15 protein-coding genes and 1 tRNA gene are annotated in these 19,558 nt (G+C 71.5%); 6 read left to right on the plus strand and 10 right to left on the minus strand.

Annotation, left to right across the window (positions count from 1 at the left end):
* Positions 1–63: 63 nt before the first annotated feature.
* The 5 genes from HGBR_RS11190 to HGBR_RS11210 all read right to left on the minus strand — a co-directional run bounded on the left by HGBR_RS11190 (position 64) and on the right by HGBR_RS11210 (position 6,761).
* Positions 64–1,497 (minus strand): hypothetical protein, encoded by a 1,434-nt coding sequence (locus HGBR_RS11190; protein ID WP_147522452.1) that lies wholly within the window; start codon positions 1,495–1,497, stop codon positions 64–66.
* Positions 1,494–3,779, minus strand: coding sequence for a hypothetical protein (locus HGBR_RS11195; protein WP_147522453.1), 2,286 nt, complete (start codon positions 3,777–3,779; stop codon positions 1,494–1,496). Before HGBR_RS11195 ends, HGBR_RS11190 begins: the two co-directional genes overlap by 4 nt.
* Positions 3,776–4,699: a glycerophosphodiester phosphodiesterase gene (locus tag HGBR_RS17590; protein WP_019159434.1), complete on the minus strand. Its 924-nt coding sequence runs from the start codon at positions 4,697–4,699 to the stop codon at positions 3,776–3,778. The genes HGBR_RS11195 and HGBR_RS17590 overlap by 4 nt, the downstream gene beginning before the upstream one ends.
* Complete coding sequence (gene glsA / locus HGBR_RS11205; protein ID WP_019159435.1) at positions 4,699–6,525, minus strand: glutaminase A; 1,827 nt, start codon at positions 6,523–6,525, stop codon at positions 4,699–4,701. The genes HGBR_RS17590 and glsA overlap by 1 nt, the downstream gene beginning before the upstream one ends.
* A gap of 154 nt (positions 6,526–6,679) precedes the next feature.
* Positions 6,680–6,761: transfer RNA gene (locus HGBR_RS11210), tRNA-Tyr, on the minus strand.
* A gap of 146 nt (positions 6,762–6,907) precedes the next feature.
* Between HGBR_RS11210 and HGBR_RS11215 the strand changes: the two genes are divergently transcribed.
* The 4 genes from HGBR_RS11215 to HGBR_RS11235 all read left to right on the plus strand — a co-directional run bounded on the left by HGBR_RS11215 (position 6,908) and on the right by HGBR_RS11235 (position 10,292).
* Positions 6,908–7,399: a YajQ family cyclic di-GMP-binding protein gene (locus HGBR_RS11215; protein ID WP_019159436.1), complete on the plus strand. Its 492-nt coding sequence runs from the start codon at positions 6,908–6,910 to the stop codon at positions 7,397–7,399.
* A gap of 349 nt (positions 7,400–7,748) precedes the next feature.
* Entirely contained in the window at positions 7,749–8,324 is a 576-nt protein-coding gene (gene ectA / locus HGBR_RS17595) for a diaminobutyrate acetyltransferase (RefSeq protein ID WP_019159438.1), read from the plus strand.
* 157 nt (positions 8,325–8,481) lie between these two features.
* Positions 8,482–9,771, plus strand: a complete 1,290-nt coding sequence (gene ectB, locus HGBR_RS17600) for a diaminobutyrate--2-oxoglutarate transaminase (RefSeq protein WP_019159439.1) — start codon at positions 8,482–8,484, stop codon at positions 9,769–9,771.
* 116 nt (positions 9,772–9,887) lie between these two features.
* Complete coding sequence (locus tag HGBR_RS11235) at positions 9,888–10,292, plus strand: ectoine synthase (RefSeq protein WP_019159440.1); 405 nt, start codon at positions 9,888–9,890, stop codon at positions 10,290–10,292.
* 104 nt (positions 10,293–10,396) lie between these two features.
* On the opposite strand, the gene HGBR_RS11240 is transcribed toward HGBR_RS11235, so the two are convergent.
* The gene (locus HGBR_RS11240; RefSeq protein ID WP_040365026.1) at positions 10,397–11,800 is read right to left on the minus strand and encodes an FAD-dependent oxidoreductase; all 1,404 of its coding nucleotides are present in this window, start codon (positions 11,798–11,800) and stop codon (positions 10,397–10,399) included.
* 153 nt (positions 11,801–11,953) lie between these two features.
* Between HGBR_RS11240 and rarD the strand changes: the two genes are divergently transcribed.
* The gene (rarD, locus tag HGBR_RS11245) at positions 11,954–12,871 is read left to right on the plus strand and encodes an EamA family transporter RarD (RefSeq protein WP_019159442.1); all 918 of its coding nucleotides are present in this window, start codon (positions 11,954–11,956) and stop codon (positions 12,869–12,871) included.
* 48 nt (positions 12,872–12,919) lie between these two features.
* Here rarD and HGBR_RS11250 read toward each other — a convergent pair whose 3' ends face one another.
* Genes HGBR_RS11250 through HGBR_RS11260 form a run of 3 tightly spaced genes read right to left on the minus strand, consistent with a single transcriptional unit; the run spans position 12,920 to position 16,016 of the window.
* Positions 12,920–13,951 carry a polyprenyl synthetase family protein gene (locus HGBR_RS11250; RefSeq protein WP_245533333.1) on the minus strand — a complete coding sequence of 344 codons (1,032 nt, stop codon included), beginning with the start codon at positions 13,949–13,951 and terminating at the stop codon, positions 12,920–12,922.
* A 59-nt stretch (positions 13,952–14,010) separates the two neighbouring features.
* Positions 14,011–15,318 carry a geranylgeranyl reductase family protein gene (locus tag HGBR_RS11255; RefSeq protein WP_019159444.1) on the minus strand — a complete coding sequence of 436 codons (1,308 nt, stop codon included), beginning with the start codon at positions 15,316–15,318 and terminating at the stop codon, positions 14,011–14,013.
* Positions 15,315–16,016: a demethylmenaquinone methyltransferase gene (locus HGBR_RS11260; RefSeq protein WP_026077533.1), complete on the minus strand. Its 702-nt coding sequence runs from the start codon at positions 16,014–16,016 to the stop codon at positions 15,315–15,317. Before HGBR_RS11260 ends, HGBR_RS11255 begins: the two co-directional genes overlap by 4 nt.
* 139 nt (positions 16,017–16,155) lie before the next feature.
* Here HGBR_RS11260 and HGBR_RS11265 point away from each other — a divergent pair, with 139 nt between their 5' ends.
* Positions 16,156–17,526 carry an isochorismate synthase gene (locus HGBR_RS11265; RefSeq protein ID WP_026077534.1) on the plus strand — a complete coding sequence of 457 codons (1,371 nt, stop codon included), beginning with the start codon at positions 16,156–16,158 and terminating at the stop codon, positions 17,524–17,526.
* A gap of 9 nt (positions 17,527–17,535) precedes the next feature.
* Here HGBR_RS11265 and menD read toward each other — a convergent pair whose 3' ends face one another.
* Complete coding sequence (gene menD / locus HGBR_RS17605) at positions 17,536–19,332, minus strand: 2-succinyl-5-enolpyruvyl-6-hydroxy-3-cyclohexene-1-carboxylic-acid synthase (protein WP_019159447.1); 1,797 nt, start codon at positions 19,330–19,332, stop codon at positions 17,536–17,538.
* Between the last annotated feature and the right edge of the window lie 226 nt (positions 19,333–19,558).

Here is a 19,558-nt window from a genome sequence, read left to right on the forward strand (position 1 = left end):
ACGATACTTTACACAGTCGCCGGACCGGACGCAAAGCAGATTCCGGCGACTGTGACGGAGCACTCAGGAGGCCTTCGCGCGGGCCTCCACGACGGCGTCCACGAGGTCCTCGCGCGTGCCCCCGTAGAGGGTCGACGCCCACACGGTGTCGCGCAGGACGTAGGGCCTGCCGTCGACCGCGAGCCAGCGCAGCGGGTTGTCGCTGCGGTCGTCGTGGAGGCACTTCGCGCAGGCGGGGACGGTGAGGGAGCCGGTCCGTCCGGACACGGACACGTCGATCTCCTTCTTGGCCGGACCGTGGCGCGGGTCGATGCTGCACAGTCGCTGGGCCTCCGTGTCCCGGTTCCCGCGCAGGCTCAGCGCGCCGCCGGCCGTGCGCCGGCTCCCCCGGCCCCCGGACCGGGGCGCCTTCTCCGCCCGGGTGACCGCGGCCTCGGCGATGCCCATGAGCACCATCGCACCTGCGAGGTCGTCCTCGCGCGCGTCCGTGTCGTCCGCGATGCGGCGGGCCAGCCCGTACGCGTCCAGGCCGTGCTCCACGAGGTCCGCCGTCTCGCTGTCGAGGGACCCGGTCTGCAGCTTCTCCAGCCGTTCGACGACCCCCAGCGCGTCCTCGCCCAGCGCGCGGCGCATCGCGCCCCGGTCCGCGGCGGAGGCCGCCTGGGCGATCGCCTTGGGGATCCGGTACCGCTTGCGCCGGGCACCGCGCGGGATCGCGAACCAGAGGATCGCTGCGATGACGACGACCAGCAGCATCGCGATCGCGAAGGTCCGCAGCGGGGACACCGCGACCTGGTGCTGGAGTTCCTGCATTAAGCCGCTCCCGCGGGAGGAGAACTCGACGGGCTGCGGATCCTCGAGTCCCTCGAGTCCCTGCCGCACGCGTCCCAGCACCGATTCCGTGTCCGTCCCGGTCCGCGTCGAGTAGAACTGCTCCGCGAGGAGGTACTGCCGGTCCTCGTCCGGCGTCACGACCTCGACCTGGACGCCGTAGCCCTCCGTGCCCGCCACCACGGCGACCATCTCCGTCTCCGGCAGCGTCTCCGCGAGGATCTGGGCGACGGTCGAGGTCGTCGAGTAGTCGAGTCCGCTGTCGAAGACGAGGTACGTGGGCACGGACGCCTTCTCCTGCAGCTCCCGCAGGTCCTCGTAGGCGTCGCCGTACAGCAGCTGCGCACCCTCGTCGGAGTACAGCGGGTCCTCCTCGAGGTGCGTCACGTAGGTGTCGACCCGTTCCAGCACGGTCGTCCCGTCGTCGCCCGCCAGGACGCGGACCTCCGCCGAGGCCGTGGTCGGCGAGGCCGTCCTCGCCGCCGCGGTCTGTGCCGTCGCCGAGGTCGTGGTCGCCTCCGCGGTCGTGCTCGCCTCCGCGGTCACCGGCACCGGTGCTGTCGCGGACGCGGGGGCCGCGGCGAGTCCGCCGCACGCTGTGCCCAGCGCGACGGCCAGGCCGACCGCCCGCACAGCGGTTCCCTGAGTCTGTGGTCGCCTGCTCACGCGCGTCTCCTCCGTCCGCCGCCCCGTCGTCGGGGCGAGTTCTTCGCCGCCCTGTCCTTGCCGGACGAGGTCCGATCCTTCGCCTGTCTCCGCGTCCCGCCGACGGCTGCGACCGGATCCGTCCGATCCGTGACGAGGCGGCGGAACACGATCCCCGCGGCGAGCACCAGCAGCGCGGCACCGCCGGCGCCCAGCAGGGTCCGCAGCCACAGCCGGCTGGTCCACGCGGGCGTGCCGGGAGCGGGCTCGAACGCGTCCGGGTCCTCGTCGTACCACTCGATCGGCTCATCCGCCGGGATCCAGTCGGAGTCCTCCGCCCACCGCAGCTGCGCGATCGTCTGCCGATCCAGCGGCGCGTCGTAGGCGACGTCGGGTCGGTCCGGTCGCGACATGATGTCCTGCTCGATGCCGTTCGCCACGATCACGACGGAACTGCGGGAGATCAGCACGGCCAGAGAACCCTCCGGCAGCGCCTGCGCGATGACGTCCTCGTGGTCGTACGAGGACACCACTCCCCTGCTCGTGGGCTCGTACGCGATGACCCGCACGTCGTGTCCCGTCGACTCTGCGACCTCGTCCGCGACCGCCTGCACCTCGACCAGATTCTCGTCCACCAGGACCGGCGCGATGTACGGGGACACGAACGGCCCGTCCGCGGCCCCCTCGACCGCGCGCAGGGCTTCCTGTCGCGCCGCGTCGCGCGGGTCGTCGACGGGTGACCCCGGCGCACCGGGCTCCGCCGTGTACACCTTCTCCAGCTGCGCCCCGTCGTGCAGTCCACCGGCGATCCCGGCCAGGAGTGCCAGCACCGCAGCGGTCGTGAGGAGGACGGCGCGCGCCCACGGCGACGACCCGGCCCGGTCCTCCGCCCGGACCGTGCCGCCCCAGTCCGCAGCGGCTGCGACGCGTGGCGCACCCGGGGCCGGCGTCCAGTCCGCGGGCATGTTCGCGATCGCATCGCTCAGCGGTCCGAACGCCCCGTATCCGCTGGCCGCCCACGGGGAGGAGCTGCGTCGCCAGTAGGGCCTGCCGCGGTCGATGCCGTCGAGGCTCAGGAAGGACGGTGCGCGCCCCTTCGCGATGCGCTCCGCGTTCAGGTCCGACACCGGCACGGTCACCTGGGCACCCAGCAGGTCGACGCTCTCCTCGCGGACCGCAGGCAGGTCGGGGCGGAAGAAGCAGCGGCTGCGGTGCTCCCCGTCCCGCTCCCGGGAGAGCTCCGTCCAGCCGGCCCACACGAGGGCTGAGCCCGATTCCGCGGGGTCGGGCAGTCGGCCGATCGCCGTCTCGATCGTGGAGTCCAGCTGCGACGCCGTCGTGAGCCGGCGGTGGGCCCGGACCGCGTCCTTCCGCAGACCGGCGAGGGCCGCCGCCTCGTGCCGACGATCGAGGCGCGTGCCGAAGACGCGCGCCAGCGGCCCCCGGTTCCGGGGCAGCAGCAGGACGACGCAGAGGACCAGCAGCAGGCCGCCCACCACGGCGGCCGCGGTGAAGGCCGCCCCCATGATCGCCGATCCGATGCCATCACCCTGCAGGCTGGAGCGGTACCCCACCCCGGTCCACCCCTGCGGCCGGGTCTCGTGGGGCAGCAGCTCCACGTCGAGGGAATCGGCGTGCAGCGCGCGCAGGGTGAAGGAGATCGGCGGTGCGGTCTGCTCCGTGTTGAGATACGGCGGTCCCACCGGATTCGCGTCCGCCAGGTCCGTGCGGAGCCTCCCGTCCGCGTAGGTGCTGAACTCCGCGATGCCGCCGGTGGAGAGGATGTAGACCGTCTTCGCCCGCGGATCCGCGCGGGCCATCTCCGTCAGCGCCCACTGCTGCCCGATCCGAGCGGTGCCGGCATCCAGACCTGCCGCAGAATCGGTCACCGGAGCGGGCAGGACCGCGATCCGCACGGTCCACCCGTCCGCTTCGAGCGCGGAGATCGGCTCGTCGAGCATGGCCCGCTGGTGCTCGTCCCACAGCCCCACCGCCTCCGGGGCGACCGCGACCGGATCGTCCGCCCACTGGGTGCCGACGGCGGTGACGACGTACTCCGCGATCGCCTCCGCTCGGGCTCGCGTCGCCTCCGTGGCCGGGTCCTGCGCCTGGGACTCCCCGGCCCCGGACTCTGACGAATCCGCAGCGGGGGTCGCGGAGGCGGTCTCCTGGGTCGCGGACGGCGAGTCATCTGCGGTGGCGGCCACGGCCTCGGCGGTAGGGACAGTGCCCACCAGCAGGAGCCCGGCGACAGCGCATCCCGTCACGACGGCCAGGGGCCGTCGGGGCAGGACGGTCCTCACGCGAGGGCCTCGAACTTCGCGGTGATGAACCCCTGGAGCGTCGCGGGCCGGTTCGTGATGATGCCCTGGACGCCGGCGCCCAGCAGCTTCTCCCAGGAGGAGGGGTCGTCGACGGTCCAGACGAACACGCCGCACCCGGAGTCCAGGAACTGGTCGACGACCGCACGGCGCAGGAAGAAGCCGCGGACGGAGGGGTTGTAGGCGATGGCCTGGAGCTCCTCGACGACGGCCATGTCCTCCTCGCGGGGGACGGTGCGCAGGAGGCAGCGCTCGACCATCGGGGCGATGTCGCGCAGGTGGGCGAGAGTGCCGGGCGCGAAGCTCTGGACCAGGGTGCGGTCGGCCATGCCCGCGTCGATGATGGAGCCCGCGACGGACGCGACGGCGCCGGGCGACCACTCCCCCTTGAGCTCCAGCAGCAGGCGACCGCCCTTCGTCGACACGTCCGTCAGCAGCGTGTCGAGTTTGGGCAGGCGCTGCCCGGCGAACCCGGGGCCGGCCCACGAGCCCGCGTCCAGGCGCGACAGCACGTCGTCGTCCAGGCGGGCCACCTGCCCGGAACCGTCCGTCGTCCGATCGACCGACTGGTCGTGGATGACGATGGGGGTGCCGTCCGCACTCACGTGCAGATCGACCTCGATCCAGTCCGCGCCGATCATGCGGGCGGCGTCGACGGCGGCCAGCGTGTTCTCCGGGGCGGCGGCGGAGTAGCCGCGGTGCGCGATGATCCACGGCCGATCCGTCACGAGCGGGGTGCCGGCGACGTCCGCGTGCGCGATCGAGGCGTCGTGGACCCGGTCGGCCCACGTGCGGCCCAGGGCGCCGCGGGAGCCGGTCGCGCCGGAGGTCGTCGTACCGGAGCCGGTGGGCGTCGCGGTGGACGCCGGTGCGGCGGATGCGGTCGCGGTGGTGGTGTCCATCAGTGGAACTGCGCCTCTCCTCGGACGGCCTGGGCCAGTCGCGTGTAGCCGTTGACGGTGATGCTGCGCCACAGGGCGGCGGCGGTGGACGGGTGGTCGACCATGAGGCGGTCGATCTCCTCCGCCGGCAGGAAGTCGAGCGTCGTGTCGCGCGTGACGATCATGTCGAAGGGCTGGCCGCCGTCCGGGTTCATCGCGAACTCCCCGAAGGTGGTGCCGGCGCGCAGCACCGCCAGGAGGCTGCCGTCCGCGCTGTACGTCCGCACCTCACCGGAGCGCATGAAGCGGATGCCGTCGAACCGGTCGCCGATCGCGCGCACCGTCTCGCCCTCGCGGTAGCGCTGCTGCACCAGCAGATCGACGACGATCCGCCGGTCCTCCGGCTGGAGCTCGTCCAGCATCGGGGCGTTCGCGTACTCCGGGCTGTAGAAGCACGACTCGTCGCCGAAGTGCCGCAGCACCAGGTTCTCCGCCCACGCCAGTGCGGCGTAGCGCAGCCGGAAGGACTCGATCCCCAGGTCCTCGAGGTGCTCCTCCAGCAGATCGTCCGGATCGATGCTCGACAGGTCGATGCCGGCGTCGTCCATGGCGGCGGCCAGGCGATGGAGGCTGTCGAGCGTCGAGGCGGCCAGGTTGTCGACCTTCGTGAGGTCGAGGACGACGCACAGCGGATCATCCAGTTCCCCGATGAGGCGGGAGACGGCCTCGAATCCGGCGAACTGGATGTCGCCCACCAGTTCGACGAGGTGCGCGTGGTCACCGTGCTCGGCCAGCACCAGGTCCGCCTCCATGGGACGGCGGACGGTCGAGTGGACCACGTCGATCGTCGCGTGCGCGCGGACGGAGGAACGCCCCACCGTCGCCGCACGGACGAAGTGCAGGCCCAGGTCCGCGGACATCTCCTCGTGCACGATGATGCCGCTGGCGCTGTTGCCGTGCTCGTCCAGCGGCGGCGAGAACGTCGCGATGCCCAGCTGTCCGGGCAGGACGGAGATGATGCCGCCGCCCACACCGCTCTTGGCGGGAAGCCCCACGGTCGCGACCCAGTCGCCGGAGTCGTCGTACATGCCGCACGTGGTCATGACGGAGAGCACGCGCTCGACGACGTCCTCCGTGAACACGCGCCTCCCCGTGACCGGGTTGACACCCAGGTTGGCCAGGGTCGAGGCCATGACGGACAGATCCGCCGCGGTGACGGAGACGGCGCACTGCCGCGTGTAGTCGTCGAACGCGTCCCCGGGATCGCCGTCGATGATCCCCCACGAGGACAGGAACCACGCCAGGCCCCGGTTGTGGGCTCCCTCGGCCAGGTCCTGCTCGTAGACGTCCTGATCGAGGGACAGGTCCCGGCCTGCGCAGGCGGACATCGTCTCGAGGATCCGGTCGAACACCGTCTGCCCCTCGTCGGGCCGCACGAGGGAGACGGCGGCGATCGCACCGATGTTGATGAGGGGGTTCTTGGGGCGGCCGCTGCCGGACTCGGAGGAGATGTCGTTGTACGCACTGCCGGAGGGCTCGACGTCGATCTTCGAGTCGACCGCGTCGAAGCCCGCGTCCATGAGTGCGAGTGCGTAGACGAACACCTTGGAGATCGACTGGATGGAGAACTCCACGCCCGCGTCGCCCACCCGGTAGGTGTGCCCGTCTGCCATCGTCATCGCGATGCCCATCCGCGTGGGGTCGGCGCCGTAGAGGACCTTCGCGTGCGCCTCCGGTTCCGCAGCCGCAACCGTGCGGTGCCGCGACAGACGCGTCGCTGCGAAGGGATCGGTGCCGCAGACGGTCTCGTGCAGAGACAGCAGGTACGAGTGAACGGGAGAGCGCATGGGCACCAGACTACTGTCACCGCGGGCAGGCGGAGGGGTCGTCATGTGCCGGTTCCGTCACCGCGTCGGGACGGCTGGGGACGCGGCCTCCCCCGGGTATGCCAGAGGCCCGCCGACCAGCGGAAACACTGGACGTCGGGCCTCTGACAGCGGGTGGCAGATGTAGGATTCGAACCTACGAAGGCTGTGCCGGCTGATTTACAGTCAGCTCCCTTTGGCCGCTCGGGCAATCTGCCGTCGCACTCCGAAGAGCACCTGAGGAATCATACACCTCGGACGGGGGCGGCGCGAATCGAGGCGGACCGCCCCTGGACTAGCATGGTCGGCACCGTGCCGCGCCGCCGCGCGGCACCCGTCACGACGCCCATCACAGGAGGCAGCCATGGCATCGGATTCCAGCTTCGACATCGTCAGCAAGATCGACCGGCAGGAGGCGGACAACGCGCTCAACCAGGCGGCGAAGGAGATCTCCTCCCGCTACGACTTCAAGGGGTCCGGCGCCGCGATCGAGTGGAAGGGCGAGGCGATCCAGATGCGCGCGGACGGCGAAGACCGCGTGACCTCCGTGCTGGACGTGTTCCAGTCGAAGCTCGTCCGTCGCGGCATCTCGCTCAAATCCCTCGAGGCGGGCGACCCCTACCCGTCCGGCAAGGAGCACCGCATCGACGCGACCCTCAAGGAGGGCATCGACAAGGAGAGCGCGAAGGAGATCTCGAAGATCATCCGCGACGAGGGCCCCAAGGGCGTCAAGGCGCAGATCCAGGGCGACGAGCTGCGCGTGAGCTCGAAGAAGCGCGACGACCTCCAGGCAGTCATCGCCCTGCTCAAGGGCAAGGATCTGGACGTCGACCTGCAGTTCGTCAACTACCGCTGAGGCCCCTCCTCTCGGTTCCGCCGGGGCGCGCTGCTCGTCAGCGCGCCCCGATGTGTTCGCGGGTGCACGCAGGGCGGCAACGACAGCCCCGCACTGACGTGACCCACGCCACTCTTCCTCTCAGCATCCGAACGCATGATAACGACCCGATAACGGTCACGCGGTGGTGGGACTCGAGTTCCATCGGGCCGTCGCGTCCAGGATCCACGACCCCCGCTCACCCCCATCACCGTTGACGTGGCGGGGGTCGCATTCCACGTCGCGCACCCCCGCGGAAGACCCCACGATCGCGCTCAGGAGCGCCCGCAGGCCGGTTGCCATCGAGTCTCACGTCGTTAGGTTGGAAGGCGTGACTCAGGCAGACACAGTCCATCCGCCCACCACGACCCCCGCCTCCACGGCCTCGGACTCCCCGACCGCCGCAGCGGGAACGATCGAACTCCGACAGCTCTCGCTGGACGACGGCAAGCACCTGTGGACGCTGGCCCGCGATTCGAAGGTGCTGGATCTCAACACGTCGTACGCCTACCTCCTGTGGGCCCGCGACTTCGCAGCCACCTCCGTCCTCGCGACACTCGACGGGGCGCCGGTCGGTTTCGTCACCGGATACATGCGCCCGGACTCCCCGGACACGCTCATGATCTGGCAGGTCGCGGTCGACTCCGCAGCCCGCGGACACGGCCTGGCGGGTCGGATGCTCGATGAGCTGGCCGCCCGCACGGGCGCCGGACGCCTCGAGACCACGATCACGGCGGACAACGAGCCCTCGCAGAAGCTCTTCGCGTCCTTCGCGAAGCGCCACGGCGCAGAGCTCACGACTTCGCCGCTGTTCCGTCCGGAGGACTACCCGGACGGGCACGACACGGAGCATCTCCACGAGATCGCCCCCCTGCGCCCCGCAGCCGCCGGCACCCCCGCCGGCTGAGCACGGAGCAACCGCGGTCACCGCACCGCACCCAGTTCACTGGGCGCCACGGGCAGCCATCCCGTTCCGCGTCCGGACCGTTCGGTCCAGCAGCCGAGAAGCGGCTCCCGTCCGGTCGAATCCCAGGGGCCAGTGCCCCAGGAAGGTGAGAACCACCATGACCGACATCTTCTACTCGCTCGAGTCCGAGGTCCGCAGCTATTCGCGCAGCTGGCCCGTCGAGTTCGTCCAGGCCTCCGGCGCCACGCAGACCGATTCCAACGGCACCCAGTACCTGGACTTCTTCTCCGGAGCCGGCGCGCTCAACTACGGCCACAACCACCCGGCCGTCATGAAGCCGCTGGTCGAGTACCTGCAGTCCGGCGGCGTCCTCCACGGCATGGACATGATGACGCCGGCCAAGCGCGAGTTCCTGCAGACGTTCAAGGACGTCATCCTGGAGCCCCGCGACCTGCACTACAAGGTCATGTTCCCCGGCCCCACCGGCACGAACACCGTCGAGGCCGCGCTCAAGCTGGCCCGCAAGTACACGGGCCGCCAGCACATCCTGTCCTTCACGAACGCGTTCCACGGCATGACGCTGGGCTCGCTGTCCGTGACCGGCAACTCGATGAAGCGCCAGGGCGCGGGCATCCCGCTCACCAACTCGTCGAAGATCCCCTACGACGACTACCTGGACGGTGAGACGCCGGACTTCCTCTGGCTGGAGCGCGTTCTCGAGGACTCCGGTTCCGGCGTCGACAAGCCCGCCGCGATCATCGTCGAGACGGTGCAGGGCGAGGGCGGACTGCGCGCGGCCCGCTTCGACTGGCTGCGCCGTCTGGCCGAGCTGTGCCAGGAGCACGAGATCCTCCTCATTGTCGACGACGTGCAGGCCGGCTGCGGTCGTACGGGCACCTTCTTCAGCTTCGAGGAGGCGGGCATCACCCCGGACATCGTCTGCCTGTCGAAGTCGATCTCCGGCTCCGGCCTGCCGATGGCGCTCACCCTGTTCCGCCCGGAGCTGGACATCTGGTCGCCGGGCGAGCACAACGGCACGTTCCGTGGCAACAACCCCGCGTTCGTGACGGCCACCGCCGCGCTGCGCGAGTTCTGGGCGGATCCGTCCTTCCAGTCGCGCCTGGCGGACACGATCGACACGCTGCAGTCGCGCATCGAGGCGATCGCGCTGTCCACCAGCGGTGCGGGCGTCCGCGGTCGCGGCCTGCTGACCGGCATCGTCTTCGACGATCCGGAGGCGGCGACGAAGATCGCCGCGGAGGCCTTCCGCGAGGGCCTGCTGCTGGAGACGTCCGGCCCGCAGGACGAGGTCGTCAAGCTCATGCCGCCGCTCACCATCTCCGCAGAGGACCTGGACCGCGGCCTCGACATCCTCGAGGCGGCAATCCGGACCGTCACCGGTCCCGCGGTGGACACCCCCACCGCCACCGAGGCCCCGGCCGCCTGATCCGTCCGGCCCACCGCACCGGTGCCCCGCCGCACTCGTGGCGGGGCACCGGTGCGGAGCCGCCGGCGGACCCCGGGTCCGCCACCACCCTTCTTCGATCCGACAGGAGAGCACACATGTACGTCGTGAACATCGACGATCTGAACGGCACCGAGCGCGACATCGTCAGCGACAACTGGCGCAGCCGCCGCATGGTCCTGGCCCGCGAGGGCGTGGGCTTCTCGTTCCACGAGACCACGCTGTTCGCCGGCACCACCTCCACGTTCCACTACCAGAACCACATCGAGGCTGTGTACTGCGTGGGCGGTTCCGGCACGATCACGAACGAGGAGACCGGCGAGGTCCACGAGCTGCGCGACGGCACGATGTACCTGCTGGACAAGCACGACCTGCACACCGTGCGGACCGAGCACGAGATGCGCATGGTGTGCGTCTTCAACCCGCCGGTCACGGGCCGTGAGGTCCACGACGAGAACGGCGTCTACCCGGCGCTCAACGAGGACGGCACCCCCGTCTCCTGACGCTCGCCTCCGTCGCTCCGGGACGGACACGGCGAAGGCCGCCGCACCGATCGGTGCGGCGGCCTTCGCCGTCTGCTCTCCGCTCTCGCGAGAGCCGGGGCGGGTCAGCCGACGTGTGCGTCGACGCGCCGGCGGGAGTGCTCGAGCATTCCGTCGCGCGTGGGGATCTTGACGCGCTCGCGGCCCTGCGGCTCGCCCAGTGCCTGCTCCGCGGACTCGAGGCGGTGGAAGCCGTCCCAGTCCGCGAAGTCGACGCCGCGGGACTCGAGCAGCTCGATGATCGCGTCCTCGCGCGGATCCGCGGGGACCGGCAGGAGGTCTGCGGTGCGGTCCTCGATGAGGTGGGTGATCGTCTCCAGCGCATCGCCCTTCGTGTGGCCGATGAGGCCCACGGGACCGCGCTTGATCCACCCCGTCGCGTAGAGACCCGGGATGACAGGGGTGTTCGCGGCCTGCTCCTGCGACTCCCCGCGGTGCACGCGTCCCCCGACGTTCGTGATGACGCCGCGACGGGCGTCGAAGGGGATGTCCGCCAGCGGCGAGCCGAAGTAGCCCACCGCACGGTAGACGGCGTCCAGCGGCCAGTCGTGGTGGGTGCCCGTGCCCACGACGCCGCCGTTGCCGTCCAACTCCTGGCGCTCCGTGCGCAGACCCGTCACACCGGACTGCTCGTCCCCCAGCACCTCGACGGGCGCGTGGAGGAAGTGGAAGTGCAGACGGCGGGGGGCACCGGTGGGCTCGCGCAGGGTGAAGTCGGTGAGCGCCTTCGTCACCTGCTTCGTCTGGTTGTTCGAGTGGATCGCCGCCATCGAGGCCTCGTCGAACTCGTAGTCCTCCGGGTACACGACGATGTCGACGTCCTTGACCTGTCCCAGCTCCCGCAGCTCCAGCGGGGTGAACTTCGTCTGGGCGGGACCGCGCCGGCCGAACACGTGGACGTCCGTCACCTGCGAGGCCTGCAGGCCCCGGTGCACGTGGTCGGGGATCTCCGTCGACAGCATGTCGTCGGCCTGCTTCGCCAGCACGCGCGCCACGTCGAGGGCGACGTTGCCGTTGCCGATCACCGCGACGCGCTGCGCGTCCAGCGGCCACTCCTGCGGCACGTCCGGGTGCGCGTCGTACCAGTTGACGAAGTCCGCGGCGCCGTACGAGCGCGGCAGGTCGATGCCCGGCAGCTCCAGGCGCGCGTCGTCGAACGAACCGGTGGAGAAGATGACGGCGTCGTACAGGCCCCGCAGGTCCTCGAGCGTGATATCCGTGCCGAAGTCGACGTTCGCCAGCAGTCGCACGTCGCCGCGGTCCAGCACCTTGATGAGGGCCTTCTGGATGCCCTTGATGCGGGGATGGTCCGGGGCGACCCCGTAGCGGACCAGGCCGAACGGGGCGGGCAGCCGCTCGAACAGATCGATGCTGACCTCGAAGTCGCGTTCCGCCTTGGTGAGGAGGTCCGCGGCGTAGATTCCGGCGGGGCCTGCTCCGACGATCGCCACACGAAGAGCTCGACTCACGTTCCACACACCTTCCGCAGGCGGCCGGGTGGGGCCGCCTCGACTGACGAGTACCGACCCTCCATGTTAGTCGCACCTCACCTGCGGCGCCGCGATCCGGCTCACACATGGGCCACATGTCCGGCAATTCACAGGCATCACTAGAGTGAGTCCGTGACCACCACCCCCGAACTGCCCCCGGACGAGACGCAGCGCAGGCGCGCGGGCCTCCTCAACGGCGCCGGCGCGTACCTGCTCTGGGGCTTCCTGCCCCTCTACTTCTCCGCCCTGGCGCCCGCGGGCAGTCTGGAGATCCTCGCCCACCGGATCGTCTGGTGCCTCTTCTTCTGCGCGCTGCTCCTGGCGCTCACCCGCGGCTACACGACGGTGTGGCGGATCCTCCGCAACCCGCGCACCACGGGCCTCCTGACCGCGGCGAGCATCCTCGTGGGGATCAACTGGCTGGGCTTCCTGCTGGGAGTGGAGCTGGGCCGCGTCGTCGAGGTCTCCCTGGGCTACTACATCAACCCGCTCATCACGATCCTCCTGGGCGTGATCTTCCTGCGCGAGCGGCTGCGCCCGCTGCAGTGGGCGGCCGTCGCCGTCGCGTTCGTCGCGGTCCTCGTCATCTCGATCGGATACGGGGCCGTCCCGTGGCTGGGTCTGCTGGTCGCCACGACCTTCGGCGGCTACGGCCTCGTGAAGAATCGCGTGGGCCCCACGGTGGGCGCCGTGAGCGGGCTCAGCATCGAGACGCTCATCCTCGTGGTCCCGGCGGCCGCCTACATGGGCTGGGCGATGGCGACCGGGGTCAGCACCTTCACGACGGAGGGCTCGTGGCACATCGTCCTCATGCTCCTGCTGGGGCCCGCGACCGCGGTCCCGCTGCTGCTCTTCAGCGCCGCGGCACGACGCATCCCGCTCAGCTGGGTGGGCATGCTGCAGTTCATCACGCCCACGATGCAGTTCATCACCGGGGTGTGGATCCTGGGTGAGGAGATGACGCCGGCGCGGTGGGCGGGCTTCGCGATCATCTGGGTCGCGTGCGCGCTCTTCATCACGGACATGGTGCGCGCCTCCCGCCGGCGCTGACGGACCGGCGGCGCGCGGTCCGGTGCACGCGCTGCGGACCCTCGCCCCTCAGGAGGAGCGCTCGACCACCTGGTGCGCGAACGCCTCGAGGCCCTCGCGGACCTCGCCCTCCGGCAGCGCCTCCAGCGCGGCGATCGCCTCGTCGGCCCACCGGCGTGCCTCCGCGCGTGCCTCCTGGGTGACCGGGTGCGCGGCCAGCGCGACCCGCGCCTCCTCCAGCGCCACATCGGAGGTGAGGTCGCCGTCCAACCGGACCACGACCTCGGCGGCGGTGGTGTCGCCCCCAGCGGCCGCGCGGCGGGCGTAGAGGACCGGCAGGGTGGGGACGCGCTCGCGCAGGTCCGTGCCCGGCCGCTTGCCGGAGGTCGCGGCGTCCGAGGTGAGGTCGATGATGTCGTCGGCAAGCTGGAAGGCGACGCCCACCTTCTCGCCGTAATCGCGCAGGGGCTCGATGAACTCCTCCGACGCACCGGAGAAGCGCAGGCCGAACTCGCCCGAGGCCGCGATGAGCGACCCCGTCTTGTCCGCCAGCACCTGCAGGTAGTGGGCGACGGGGTCCTCGTCCGGGGCGGGCCCGGTGAACTCCGCCAGCTGGCCCAGAACCAGACGCTCGAAGGTGGTCGCCTGGAGGCGGACCGCAGCCGGGCCCAGTTCCGAGGACAGCAGCGAGGCGCGGGCGAAGAGCAGGTCTCCGGTGAGGATCGCGACGGAATTGCCCCACACCTCGTGCGCGCTGGGCGCACCCCGGCGCACGGGCGCGTCGTCCATGACGTCGTCGTGGTAGAGCGTGGCGAGGTGGATGAGCTCGACCGCGGCGGCCGCGTCGATGACCTCGTCGCGCGTGCCGTCGCCCAGCTGCGCGGCCAGCAGGACCAGCAGGGGGCGCACCCGCTTGCCGCCGGCCTGCATGAGGTGATGGGACGCCTCGTGCGGCAGCCGCTCCGACTGGGCGGCTGCCGCGCTGAGCCGCTCCTCGACCCGGTCCAGGCCGGCGGCGAGGTCGAAGGCCAGTGCGGAGTCCGCCGCCGCGAAGGGGCCCGCCTGCGTGCGCAGCGGTGCACCTGCCGTATCAGGAGTCATCGGGTCGTTCATCATCCTCTTGGTCTCAGACGTCGCGGACAGTATCGCATCACTGCGGCTCAGTCGTTGGTCGTCGCCGGGACTGCGCGGGTGAGCGCCGCGATGACATGATCCATCGCGTCCGCGTCCGCACCTTCACGATGGATGTTGCCCAGCAGCCTCACGGCGAAGCGCATGAGCACGTCCACCCCCATACCGTACTTGATGCCCAGGTCCATGACCTCGGGTCTGCCGATCAGCTGCGCGAACGCGCGACCCAGAGTGAAGTGGCCGCCGAACCGGTCGCGGACGATCTGCGGGTACTCCTGCAGCCCGGCGCGCCACCGGTCCCGCGGCAGTCGGCGGTGGGTGTCGATGACCTCCGCCGCGATGCGGGCGGCCTCGAGCGCGTAGTCGATGCCCTCCCCGTTGAAGGGGCTCACCATGCCGGCCGAGTCCCCCACCAGCAGGAGCCCGTCGCGGAAGTGGGGCGTGCGGTTGAACGCCATCGGCAGGGCGGCGGAGCGGACGGGCACCAGCTGGGTGCTCGCGTCGATCCCCCACTCGTGGCCCATCGCCTCCAGCCACTGGTCCAGCACCGTCCGGTAGTTGACCTCGCCGAACTGCGGGGACGTGTCGAGGATTCCCAGGCCCACATTCACGGTGCCGTCGCCCAGGGGGAACAGCCAGCCGTAGCCGGGCATGGCCTCGCCGCCGGATTCGCGCAGCTCCAGCCAGCTCTCGATGTAGTCGTCGTCGTGCCGCGGGGACGAGTGGTACGTGCGGACCGCGACGCCCATGGGGCGGTCGTCGCGCTTCTGTGCCCCGTGCGCCACCGCGATGCGGGACGAGACGCCGTCGCAGGCGACGACCAGCGGCGCACGGTACTCCGCATCCGGCCCCACCTTGCGGCCGCGCTCGTCCGTGCCCGTCGCGCGGACACCGGCGATCCAGCCGTCGGAGGCGACGATCGGCTCCGTCGCCGCGACCTGCTCGACGAGGCGGGCACCGCGGCTCTCCGCATGACGGGCGAGGGTCTCGTCCAGGCCCACGCGGGTCTTCGTGAGGCCGTGGGCCGGGAAGCCGCCCCCGCCGGGCCAGTCGATCTCCATGCGGTGGCCGCCGCCCACCAGACGCAGGCCGCGATTGCGGTGCCAGCCCAGCGCGGGGTCCGTGTCGACGCCCAGGTGGTCCAGTTCGCGGACCGCGCGGGGTGTGAGTGCGTCGCCGCAGATCTTGTCGCGCGGGAAGGACGACTTCTCCAGCACGACCACGTCGAGGCCCGCGTCCGCCAGGTGCGCGGCCGTCGCGGAGCCCGCCGGCCCCGCGCCCACGACGACGACATCCGCGTGGGTCACGCGCGGGCCGCCGTCGACCCGCTCGCTCATGCGGACTCCGGCTTCCGCCCGCGGTGGATCGCGACGATGCCGCCGGACAGATTGCGGTACTGGACGGCGTCGAACCCCTGGTCCGCGATGAGGTGGGCCAGCTCGTCCTGGCCGGGCCAGTCGCGGATCGACTCCGCGAGGTACTCGTACGACTCCGGGTTCGAGCTGAGGAGGCGGGCGATCGGCGGGAACGCGCGCATGAGGTACTCGCGGTAGACGACGTCGAAGGGCCTGAACACAGGGCGGGAGAACTCGCAGATGACGAGACGACCGCCGGGCCCCAGGACGCGCCGCATCTCCGACAGTGCGCGGACGGAGTCCTGCATGTTGCGGAAGCCGAAGCTGACGGTCACGACGTCGAACTCCTCGTCCTCGAACGGGAGGTCGAGCGCGTCCGCGTACACGTACGTGATGCCGGGATTCCGCCTGCGGCCCTCCGCCAGCATGCCCTCGGAGATGTCACCCGCGATGACCTCCGCGCCGGCACGGGCGAAGGGGACGGAACTGGTGCCGGTGCCGGCGGCCAGGTCCAGGACCCGCTCGCCGGGACGTGCGTCGACGGCGTCCGCGACGATGCCGCGCCACCGGCGCGTCTGCCCCAGGGACAGGAGGTCGTTCATGAGGTCGTACCGGGCAGCGACCGTGTCGAACATCGAGGCGACGTCTGAGGGATCCTTGTCGAGCTGCGCACGATTCATGCCCACCAGTGTCTCCCACCCGGGCACACCGCGCGAATCCGCGGACGCGCGTGAACTGCGCGGGCCCGCATGGTGGACTCCCGGGTCTCCGCGCGACTGAACTCTGCGGCATGTCCGTCGACCTCAGTATCGTGGGGGCGTGGCTCATTCCTCTCCGCAACCCGGTCAGACACCCGTGCTGACGGTCCGCTCGCGCTTCGTCGACGGGCTGACCCCGGACGCCCCCGCGCCGTTCGCCGGTCGCCTGCCCACCCGTTCGATCGACTTCCTCTCCCAGCTGCCCGCATCCGGATTCTCGTGCTGGGTGCGCGGCCGGTCGGGCCTCGTGGGGATCGGTCGCCGACTGCGCCTGCGCGCCAGCGGGGCGGACCGCTTCGACGACCTGGCGCAGCAGTGGGACGCACTCGTCGCCGCCGCGCTGCTCGACGACCGCGTCGAACTGCTGGGCAGCGGTCTCGTGGGCTTCTCCGCGATCGCGTTCTCCTCCGACTCCGCGTGGGAGTCCGTCATCGATGTCCCCGAGTACCTGCTGGGCCGCCGCGACGGCCGCGTCTGGCTCACGCACGTGTGCGGTGAGGACGGTGACGAGTCGGACGCCGGCTCCGTCCCCGGCCTGCAGCTGTCCCCCACGCCGCTGCGCCAGCAGCGAGTCATCACCCGCGAGCCCGGCGCGGTGAGCCCGGAGAAGTACCAGCGGATCGTCGCCCGCGCCTCCGCCCGCCTGCGCAGCCCGGAGGCGGGCGAGCGCAAGATCGTGCTGGCCCGGGACGAGATCGTCACGACGGAGGACGAGATCGACGTCCGCACCCTCCTGGGCCGCCTCAACGCGGAGTTCCCCAGCACGTGGGCGTTCAACGTCGCGGGCCTCGTGGGAGCGACGCCGGAGCTGCTCATCGGAGTCGAGGACGGCGCGGTCCACTCACGGGTGCTGGCCGGCACGTACCGCGTGCAGGAGGACCCGCAGCAGGAGCTGGCCCAGGCGCGCGCGCACCTGGGCGGGCGGAAGGACTCGGTCGAGCACTCGTACGCGATCGACTCGCTGGCCTCCACGCTGGGGCCGGTGACGGAGGAGCTGCGGGTCGATCCGGAGCCGCACCTGCTGCAACTGGCGAACGTGATCCACCTGGCCTCGGACGCGCACGGCCGCCTGCGGTCGCGTGCGGACGGGTCGCGCGTGAGCCCATTCGAGGTGGCCAGGGCCGTGCACCCCACGGCGGCGGTGGGCGGCACGCCGCGGGACCGGGCGATGGAGCTCATCAGCGACTTCGAGGAGATGGACCGCGGCCGCTACGCGGGTCCCGTGGGCTGGGTCGACGGGTACGGCAACGGCCAGTTCGGCATCGCCCTGCGCTGCGGGCAGCTGGAGGATCGCAACCGGATCCGACTGTTCGCCGGCGCGGGGATCATGCCCGACTCCGACCCGGAGTCCGAACTGCGGGAGACGGACGCGAAATTCGCACCCATGCGCCGCGCCCTGGGCGTCGACTGGAGCCCGGACCTCTCGCACTGAGGCAGACGGTCAGCCGCGGACGGGCGGCATGCGCAGCTGGAGCAGCCCCGGACGGGCGTCGGCCAGGAACTCCGTGACGGCGGCCCGCATCGCCGGGTCGTCCGCATCCACGGACTGCGCCTCCACTCCCAGTGCCCGGGCGGTCTGTGCAAGGTCCAGCCCGTGCGGCGTCGCGAAGAAGCGGTCGAATCGTGCGGCCACGTGCGCCTGCGAGTGCTCGAGACCCGCGAAGATCGCCCCGCCGTCGTCGTTGAGGACGACGATCTGCAGGTGAGGGCGCTCCTCGTGCGCGGGCACGACCAGACCGCCCAGGTCGTGGAGGGCCGCGAGGTCTCCGATGAGAAGGCGGACCGGCACCGAGTCCTCCACCAGCCCCAGGGCCACGCCCGAGGCCGTCGCCACCAATCCGTCGATGCCCGCCAGACCGCGGGAGGCGACGACGCGAGCGGGGTGATGCGGCCGCTGGAGTCGCGCCAGCAGCCGCACCGTGTTCGAGCTGGCCGCCACCAGGACCCCGGGCTCGTCCAGCAGGGCGAGGACCGCCGCGTCCACGCCGGTGACGTCCGCTGCGGAAGATACGGGTGACGACTGAATCGTGGGAGCGGACGGCGCCTCGACCCGACGCCCGACCTCATCCCACTCGTCCCACCATCCCGCGCGGACACCGGGACGTGCGGAGCTGTCGAAATGCCTGCCCGCTCGCTCGTCGTCACGGACCCCCGGCGCCGCCATCGGCCCGGTCAGATGATCGATGAGGCCGTCCGCGTCGTAGGGCACGTCGATCCGCTGGACGTCGGGGCGGTCCAGCAGGCGCGCGATCGGGCGCGAGAGCGTGGGCCGTCCGGTCACGACCACGTGGGTGATCTGCGCGCGCAGGTCCGCGACCGCCTCCGCACCCAGCACCTGCGCGTGCGCGGGGATCGTGCGGGGGGACGAAGCGAGCGCGGACGAGGGTTCCGCGAAGACCGGCGTCGCGGTCTCCTTCACCAGCGCGCACAGCGTCTGCGTGGAGAAGCCCAGGTCGTCACCGGCGACGATCACGGGGCGGGCATCCGGGTCGTCCAGGACCGCGCGAATGCGGCCCCACACACGGGCGCGGGAGTCCGTGCGGGTGTCGTCCGCCTCCGCCGCCCCCGGGTCGAATGCACCCGGGGCAATGGCACCCGGGTCGAACGCGCCCGGGTCGAACGCGCCCGCGTCCGCGTCGGGGACGAGTGGGGCATCGAACTGCGCGTTCAGCTGGACCGGTCCGAGAGGTGAGGTGCAGGCGCGGGTGACGGCGGCCTCGGCGGCGGTGGCCCAGTCCCGGGCGACGGCGGCGACGTCCGCAGTCCCGTCCTGCCCGTCCGGCGTCCCCGCGGGGACGGGCAGGTCCCACGCGGCGACGACCTCGGGGAGGGCGGCGTGCTGGGCGTCGAGAGTCTGGTTCGCACCGGTGCCGCGCAGGCGGGCGGGGCGGTCCGCGGTCACGAGCACGAGCGGCAGGTGCTGGTGGGCGGCCTCCATGACGGCCGGATGCAGGTTCCCCACCGCGGACCCCGAGGTCGTCACCACCGCGACCGGGCGGTGGTGCCCCCGCAGCCGGCCGGCCTTCGCGAGACCCAGGGCGGTGAACGCGGCGTCGCGCTCGTCGATGCGCACGTGCAGGCGCAGGGGCCGGGCGGAGGAGGTCAGCGCATCCCGGGCGTCCGCGAACGCGTAGACCAGCGGAGCGGACCGCGACCCCGGCGAGAGGACGACATCGCGGACTCCGGCGGACAGCAGGGACTGCACGAGTGTGCGCGCGCAGAGGGTCGAGGGATTCACGCGGACCAGTCTGGCACGACGGCATCCAGGGGTGGCGCGTTCACCTTCTGGACATATACTCGCCACCGTTCCGACATCCGTCCCACCGACCTCGCCGGGCCGCAGCGCAAGGCGCACGCGGCCCGCCGCCCGGCGCGGCGCAGCCCGCACCTCGTCCGCCCCTGCGCGCCCTCCTCCCGACGAACCGGTCCATCGATCCCCCGCCATCCGCATCCTCTGGAGCACG

Source organism: Brevibacterium senegalense (assembly GCF_000285835.1).
In the GTDB taxonomy this organism is placed as follows: Bacteria; Actinomycetota; Actinomycetes; order Actinomycetales; family Brevibacteriaceae; genus Brevibacterium; species Brevibacterium senegalense.

Excerpts from the sequence above, each read along its gene's own strand:
- HGBR_RS17590 (WP_019159434.1), bottom strand. The coding sequence starts at position 4,699 with ATGGACACCACCACCGCGACCGCATCCGCCGCACCGGCGTCCACCGCG.
- glsA (WP_019159435.1), bottom strand. The coding sequence starts at position 6,525 with ATGCGCTCTCCCGTTCACTCGTACCTGCTGTCTCTGCACGAGACCGTC.
- HGBR_RS11215 (WP_019159436.1), top strand. The coding sequence starts at position 6,908 with ATGGCATCGGATTCCAGCTTCGACATCGTCAGCAAGATCGACCGGCAG.
- ectB (WP_019159439.1), top strand. The coding sequence starts at position 8,482 with ATGACCGACATCTTCTACTCGCTCGAGTCCGAGGTCCGCAGCTATTCG.
- HGBR_RS11235 (WP_019159440.1), top strand. The coding sequence starts at position 9,888 with ATGTACGTCGTGAACATCGACGATCTGAACGGCACCGAGCGCGACATC.
- HGBR_RS11250 (WP_245533333.1), bottom strand. The coding sequence starts at position 13,951 with ATGACTCCTGATACGGCAGGTGCACCGCTGCGCACGCAGGCGGGCCCC.
- HGBR_RS11255 (WP_019159444.1), bottom strand. The coding sequence starts at position 15,318 with ATGAGCGAGCGGGTCGACGGCGGCCCGCGCGTGACCCACGCGGATGTC.
- HGBR_RS11260 (WP_026077533.1), bottom strand. The coding sequence starts at position 16,016 with ATGAATCGTGCGCAGCTCGACAAGGATCCCTCAGACGTCGCCTCGATG.